The organism is Thioalkalivibrio sp. (assembly GCF_041685615.1).
Classification (GTDB): domain Bacteria; phylum Pseudomonadota; class Gammaproteobacteria; order Ectothiorhodospirales; family Ectothiorhodospiraceae; genus Thioalkalivibrio.
Genome location: NZ_JAWLFK010000072.1, coordinates 1 through 7,015, shown reverse-complemented (window position 1 = coordinate 7,015; position 7,015 = coordinate 1). Strand labels below are relative to the sequence as shown.

Here is a 7,015-nt window from a genome sequence, read left to right as displayed (position 1 = left end):
TCGGCGCCATGCGCGCCTTCCGGGGTGGCGCCCATGGCCAGGCGGGCCTCGGAGGTGATCAGCACAAAGCGCAGTTCGTCGCCAAGGCGTTCCAGCAGGTTGCGGGCCGTCGAGTCGGCCGGCAGGTACAGGTCGATCTCGGCATTCAGCGAGGCGCCAATGCCCTGCTCGTTGCGTGCGAGCTCCAGCGCGCGGGCGACGTGGGTGCGCACCTCCAGGATGCGGTCCCAGTCGCCGTCGGAGAAGGTCGCGTCCTCCGGCAGCGGGGCGAGGCCCTCGTACCAGGTGGCGAACAGGACGCTGTCGGGGTGCGCGCCTGGCAGCAGTTCCCAGATTTCCTCGGCGGTGAAGGTGAGGATCGGGGCTACCCAGCGCGTGAGGGCCTCGGCCACGTGGTACAGCGCGGTCTGCGCCGAGCGCCGGGCGTGCGAGTCGGCCTGCGTGGTGTACTGGCGGTCCTTGATCACGTCCAGGTAGAAGCTGCCGAGTTCCACCGAACAGAAGTTGTGCACACGCTGATAGATCTGGTGGAACAGGTAGTCGTCGTAGGCCTTCGTCACCTGCCCCTGTACCTGCAGCGCGCGGGCGACGATCCAGCGGTCCAGCGGCAGCAGCTCGTCCAGGGGCAGGGCGTGTTCGGCCGGCTCGAAACCGTTCAGGTTGCCCAGCAGGAAGCGCGTGGTGTTGCGGATGCGACGATAGGCATCGGCCGTGCGGTCGAGGATATCCTTGGAGATCGCCATCTCGCCGGAGAAATCGGTGGCCGCGACCCACAGGCGCAGGATGTCCGCGCCCAGGGTGGAGACGACCTCCTGCGGCGCGACCACGTTGCCGCGCGACTTGGACATCTTCTCGCCCTTCTCGTCCACCGTGAAGCCGTGGGTCAGCACCGCCCGGTACGGCGCCTCGCCGCGCATGGCCACGCTGGTCAGCAGGCTGGACTGGAACCAGCCGCGGTGCTGGTCGGAGCCCTCCAGGAACAGGTCCACCGGCAGCTCGCCCAGTTCCGGGCGCTTCTCCACCACCGTGGAGTGGAGCACGCCGGAGTCGAACCAGACGTCAAGGGTGTCGTTCAGCTTGACGTAGTCATCGGCCTGGTCGCCGAGGAGCTCCTTCGGGTCCAGCTGGAACCAGGCCTCGATCCCGTCGCGCTCGATGCGCTGGGCGATGGTCTCGACCATCTCCGCGGTATGCGGGTGGAGGCGATTGGTCTCCTTGTGCACGAAGAAGGGGATCGGCACACCCCAGTTGCGCTGGCGCGAGATGCACCAGTCCGGGCGGTTGACCACCATGCCGTGGATGCGCGCCTGGCCCCAGCTCGGCATCCATTGGGTGTCGGCGATCGCTCTCAGCGCATCGGCGCGCAGCTCCGCGCGGTCCATGCTGATGAACCACTGCGGAGTCGCCCGGAAGATGATCGGCGTCTTGTGGCGCCAGCAATGCGGGTAGCTGTGCTCGAACTTCACTGCGACGATCAGTGCGCCGTGTTCCTTCAGCACGTCGATCACGTGGCCGTTGGCCTGGTGCACGTTCTCGCCGGCGAAGTGCGGGGTGTCCGGCAGGAAGCACCCGTCCGGGCCCACCGGGTTTTCCACCGGCAGGCTGTACTGCAACCCGACCGCGTAGTCCTCCTGGCCGTGGCCGGGGGCGGTGTGAACCGCCCCGGTACCGGTCTCGGTGGTTACGTGATCGCCCAGGATCAACGGAACCTCGCGCTCCAGGAACGGGTGGCGCAGCATCAGGCCTTCCAGCGCCTGGCCCTTGGCCCGGGCGACGATCTTGCCCTCGCCCAGGGAGTAGCGTGCGAGGCAGTCCTCGACCAGGGCCTCCGCCAGCAGGATGCGCTCGTGCTCCAGCTCCACCAGGGCGTAGTCCAGTTCCGGGTGCAGGGCCACCGCCTGGTTGGCCGGCAGGGTCCATGGCGTGGTGGTCCAGATCACCACGCTGATCGGGCCGCGCGAGCCGTCGATGCCGTCGAAGCGCCGCAGGAAGTCGATGTCGTCGACCACGCGGAAGCGCACGTCGATCGCCTGCGAGATCTTGTCCTCGTACTCCACCTCGGCCTCGGCCAGGGCCGAGCCGCAGTCCACGCACCAGTGCACCGGCTTCTCGCCCATCTGCACGTGGCCGCGCTTGAAGATGGTGCCCAGCGCGCGGACGGTGTCTGCCTCCACCTGGTAGCTCATGGTCAGGTAGGGGTTGGCCCAGTCGCCCAGCACCCCGAGGCGCTGGAAGTCCGCGCTCTGTCCGTCCACCTGCTCCTGGGCGTACTCGCGGCAGGCCTTGCGGAATGTCGCGGCATCCACGTCGCGCCCGGCCTTGCCGAGGTTCTGTTCCACCTTCAGCTCGATGGGCAGGCCGTGGCAGTCCCAGCCCGGCACGTAGGGGGCGTCAAAGCCGGCCAGTGTGCGGCTTTTCACGATCACGTCCTTGAGGATCTTGTTGACCGCGTGGCCGACGTGGATCGAGCCGTTGGCATAGGGCGGGCCGTCGGCCAGCACGAAGCGCGGTCGCCCGGCGCAGTGCTCGCGCAGGCGCTGGTAGCGGTCCTCGGCCTTCCAGGCCTCCAGCCACTCCGGCTCCCGCGTTGCCAGGCCGGCGCGCATCGGGAAGGCCGTCTCGGGCAGGTTGAGGGTGTCCTTGTAGGGATTCGGCGGTGCCGGTTTGCGTGCCATGAGCGAGTTCCGGATTGGCCCTGCGGGCCGGTTTCAGTCGATTTCGGAGAGTTGCAGGCGGGCCGTGTCGACGTCGCGCGCGATCTGCGCGCGCAGCGCCTCCAGGCCCTCGAAGCGTTGTTCGCCGCGTACCTGCGCGACCGGCTCGAAACAGACCGCCTCGCCGTACAGGTCGGGCTGGCCCTCGAGTACGTGGGCCTCCAGGCGCTGCTCGGTGCCATCCACGGTGGGGCGCCAGCCAATGTTGGCGACCGCCGGCAGGGCCTCGCCGGAGGCGCGGCGCAGCCAGCCCGAATACACCCCGCGCAGTGCCAGCGGCCAGGGCCCCAGGCGCAGGTTCGCGGTCGGGAAGCCGATGGTCCGCCCGCGCTTGTCGCCATGCGCCACCCGGCCGTGCAGGCGGTAGGGCCGGCCGAGCAGTTCTGTCACCCGGGCGAAGTCCCCCGCAATGGCGGCGGCGCGCACCCGTGTGCTGCTGATGCGGCCCTCGGCATCGCGCACCGTCGGCGTGGATTCCACGGTGAAGCCGAGGCGCCGGCCGGCGGTCTGCAGGGCGGCTTGATCACCCTCGCGCCCGCGTCCGAACCGGAAGTCGTCGCCGACCAGCACGTGCCGGGCACCCAAACGCCGGTAGAGGACCTCCTCCATGAAGGCATCGGCCGAAAGCCCGGCCAGCTGTGCGTCGAAGCGCAGGATCCAGGCAGCGTTCAGGGCGCTGTCGCTCAGGGTCACCAGACGGTCGCGCAGACGCTGCAGGCGCCCGGGTGGTGCCGGGGCCTGGGTCCGCGCGCCGAAATACTCGCGCGGCAGCGGTTCGAAGGTCATCAGGAGCGCCGGCGCCTGGTGATCCTGCGCCGCCTCGAGCAGGCGCCCCAGAACAGCCTGATGGCCACGATGCAGACCATCAAAGTTGCCAATGGTCACCACCGCGCCGTGCAGGCCGGCCGCCTCGATCGCCTTGCTGTCGACCGGCCCCAGGCCACGTATCAGCCGCATTGCCCCGATCCCGCGCAAAACCGCGAGTATAACCCGCCGTGGCCATCCCGGACATCATTGATCCGCGTGATCCGCGGACTCGCGCAGCAGCAGGTGGTGCGGCCGCAGTCCGGCCAGCCAAAGCGTGGCGGCCAGCGTCGCGGTTCCGGCCAGGATCAACCCCGCGAGCGCCAGCAGGCGCGTATCGATGGACCACTCCGTCCACTGGCCGAACTCCGGCGAGAGCCAGGCCAGCACGCCGACCATCGCGGCAAGGCCTAGCGGCAGCCCCAGGCGCAGCCGGCGCAGGCCGGGCCCGGGCTGGTAGATGCCCTCGCGGATCAACCCGCGGTAGAGCAGACCGGCGTTGATGTAGGCCGAGGCCGCGGTGGCCAGGGCGAGCCCGGCGTGCGCCCCCGGTGTGCCGGAGAGATACCACGGCAGCACAAAGGCGCCGTTCAGCACCATGTTCCAGAGCATGGCGATGATCGCGATCTTGACCGGGGTCTTCGTGTCCTGGCGGGCGAAGAAGCCGGGCGCCAGCACCTTGATCAGGATGAATCCGGGAAGGCCCAGCGCGTAGGCCGCCAGCGCCATCGCAGTCATGTAGGTATCAAACTGGGTGAAGGCCTGGTACTGGATCAGCGTGGCGAGGATCGGGACCGCCAGCACGACCAGCCCGACCATGGAAGGCAGCGCGACCAGCATCGCCAGGCGCAGGGCCCAGTCCAGGGTGCGGTTGAAGGCCGCCGGCTCCGCCAGATTGTACTGCCGGGCCAGGCGCGGAAGGATCACCGTGCCGATGGCGATGCCGAACAGGGCTAGCGGCAGCTCCACGAAGCGGTCGCCGAAGTACAGCCAGGAAATCGATCCCGCGACCAGGAACGACGCGATCAGGGTATCCACCAGCAGGTTGATCTGGACCACCGAGGTCCCGAGGATCGCCGGCAGCATCAGCTTGACGATGCGGCGCACGCCCTCGTGGGCGCGCCGGAAGCGAGGCCGCGGCAGCAGGCCGGCACGCCACAGGAACGGGATCTGGAAGGCGAGTTGCAGCGCCCCCGCGATGAATACACCCCAGGCCAGCGCCATGATCGGCTCTTCGAACATCGGCGCGAGCCACAGCGCCGCGCCGATCAGCGCGAGGTTCAGGAATACCGGGGTGAACGCTGGCACCGCGAAGCGCCCGATGCTGTTGAGGATGCCGGCCGCCATTGCGGTGAGCGAGATGAACAGCAGGTACGGGAAGGTGATCCGCAGCATGGTGGCCGCCAGGTCCTCGCGCCCGGCCTCCTGGGTGCCGAGGCCCGGGGCGAATACCCAGATTAGTGCCGGCGCGGCCAGAACCCCGATCAGGGTGACCACGGTGACCACGGTCATCAGGGTGCCGGCGGTGTGGTCCAGAAGGTCACGCAGGGCCTCGCGCCCGTGCTTCTCGCGAAACTCCGCGAACACCGGCACAAAGGCCTGGTTGAACGCCCCCTCGGCGAATAGCCGGCGCAGGAAGTTGGGAATGCGAAAGGCGACGAAGAAGGCGTCGGTCGCCGGCCCGGCGCCAAAGGTGACCGCCAGCACCATGTCGCGCAGGTAGCCCATGATCCGGGAGATCATGGTCATGCCACTGACGACGGCGGTGGAGCGAAACAGGCGGTTCATCGCGTGCGGGGACAGCCTACGGGAAAGCCCCGCAGTGTACTTGAATCATTCCCGTTGAACCCCTGTTCCACCACGAACAAGGGCCAGGTCAAAATCGATTTACAGGAAGATGGGAAGACAGGAAGGGTTATTGGGTGCGGGCACTCGCTGAGAGCCCGCGGCATGCCCGGACCGTCAGCCCTACCCTGTACGTCCCACCCCAATCCCTCTTGCAATCTTCGCGTCTTCCTGTAAATCGCTTTTGACCTTCTTCGTAGTGGATACAGAACGCCGGACACGAAAAAGGCCGCCCGGAGGCGGCCTTTTCGGACGGTCCAACGAAGGAGCCGTCAGCCTTGGGAGTGGCGCCTTAGATGGCGGTCACTTCCCCGGCGGCCAGGCCCTTGGCGGTTTCCTGGATTTCAAAGGAGACCTTCTGGCCTTCGGCCAGGGTCTTGAAACCCGAACCGTTGATCGCGGAGAAATGGACGAACACGTCCTTGCCGCCATCATCGGGGGTGATGAAACCGAAACCCTTGCTCTCGTTGAACCACTTCACAACACCAGTATTCACAACTTGTAACCTCTTCATGTAACGAACAAATGTGTTCGCGGCATGCTGCCAACAGATCAACGGGAGCACTGGTTCAGAAACTAGAAACTTCCTAGTGTTGCCGCTTAACCACGAATCACGCTTCCGACTATACGCCCCATCCCGGGCAAAATCCAACGCCCCTCCGTGAAGTTTTTTTGGCACTGCACTGCGGATTTCCGGCGCGCCCGAGTATTCACCACGGAGCGCCCGAAGACACGAAGAAGGGCAAGGGCCTGTGACAGGAAGACGCGAAGATTCGAAGCGGGATCGGGTCGGAGCGTACAGGGCGGGGCTGACGGTCCGGGCATGCCCCGATTCCATGCCAGTACCCACACCCAAGGACCCTTCCTGCCTTCGCGTCTTCCTGTGAATCGCCCTTGACCGGCTTCGTGGTGCCACCGGAAGGGGGCGTCAGAGCTGGCGGATGTCGACGAAGCTGCCGCGGGTGGTGTGGTGCAGGCGCGGCAGGACGTCGAGGATGGCGCGGGCGGCGCTCTCCGGGCCGGGCATGTCCTGGGTGCCGCGGGCGGCCTTCAGGCGCTGGAGGACCGGGAAGCTCTCCCGGTCGGCCTCCTCGCAGAGATAGTCCTGCATCGCGGTGTCGACCAGGCCCGGGGCGAAGGCATTGATCGCGGTCTCCTCGGGGAATTCGTGCGCGTAGAGCTGCATCATCATGTTCAGCGCCGCCTTGGACAGCGAATAGCCGCTCCAGCCGGCATGCCCGGAGACCGACGCGCCGGAGGAGATCGCGATGATCTGGCCGACGGCCACGCGATGCTTCAGCAGCGCGTCGAGGATGACCTTGTTGGCGAAGGTGTTCACGTCCATCAGCAGGCGCAGCTCGTCCATCGGCGCGTCCTGCATGCGCTGCATGTGCCCCAGCAGCCCGGCGTTGAGCACCACCAGGTCCAGCGACTCCACGCCTTTCAGCAGGCGTTCCATCGCGTCCTGCGTGGCACCGAAATCGCTCAGGTCGACCTGTTCGTCGCCGCTCACCCCGGCCTCGGGGCAGCCGCGCCGGCTCATGCCGTAGACGCGGGCGCCTTGTTCCAGCAACACCCGGGTCATCCCCAGACCCAGGCCACTGGAATTGCCGGTGACGAGTGCCGAACCGAAACCGCTGTTCTGCATAGCG

The 7,015-nt window shown here is 67.3% G+C and carries 5 protein-coding genes; all 5 read right to left on the bottom strand.

All coding sequences use genetic code 11. The features are described from left to right. The coding region (ileS, locus tag ACESLR_RS11120) for an isoleucine--tRNA ligase (RefSeq protein WP_373067398.1) at positions 1 to 2,675 on the bottom strand (2,675 nt) is incomplete at its 3' end. A 33-nt stretch (positions 2,676 to 2,708) separates the two neighbouring features. Then, positions 2,709 to 3,671 carry a bifunctional riboflavin kinase/FAD synthetase gene (gene ribF / locus ACESLR_RS11115; protein WP_373026008.1) on the bottom strand — a complete coding sequence of 321 codons (963 nt, stop codon included), beginning with the start codon at positions 3,669 to 3,671 and terminating at the stop codon, positions 2,709 to 2,711. 54 nt (positions 3,672 to 3,725) lie between these two features. Continuing rightward, complete coding sequence (murJ, locus tag ACESLR_RS11110) at positions 3,726 to 5,306, bottom strand: murein biosynthesis integral membrane protein MurJ (RefSeq protein ID WP_373026009.1); 1,581 nt, start codon at positions 5,304 to 5,306, stop codon at positions 3,726 to 3,728. Positions 5,307 to 5,655: 349 nt separating this feature from the next. After that, a complete protein-coding gene (locus tag ACESLR_RS11105; protein ID WP_196794002.1) occupies positions 5,656 to 5,877 on the bottom strand; it encodes a cold-shock protein in 222 nt (73 codons plus the stop codon). Between the two features lie 414 nt (positions 5,878 to 6,291). Further along, positions 6,292 to 7,011, bottom strand: coding sequence for an SDR family NAD(P)-dependent oxidoreductase (locus tag ACESLR_RS11100; protein ID WP_373054518.1), 720 nt, complete (start codon positions 7,009 to 7,011; stop codon positions 6,292 to 6,294). Between the last annotated feature and the right edge of the window lie 4 nt (positions 7,012 to 7,015).

Bases quoted from the DNA above. Each gene is read 5' to 3' on its own strand.
- murJ (WP_373026009.1), bottom strand. From the start codon at position 5,306: ATGAACCGCCTGTTTCGCTCCACCGCCGTCGTCAGTGGCATGACCATG.
- ACESLR_RS11100 (WP_373054518.1), bottom strand. From the start codon at position 7,011: ATGCAGAACAGCGGTTTCGGTTCGGCACTCGTCACCGGCAATTCCAGT.
- ACESLR_RS11105 (WP_196794002.1), bottom strand. From the start codon at position 5,877: ATGAAGAGGTTACAAGTTGTGAATACTGGTGTTGTGAAGTGGTTCAAC.
- ribF (WP_373026008.1), bottom strand. From the start codon at position 3,671: ATGCGGCTGATACGTGGCCTGGGGCCGGTCGACAGCAAGGCGATCGAG.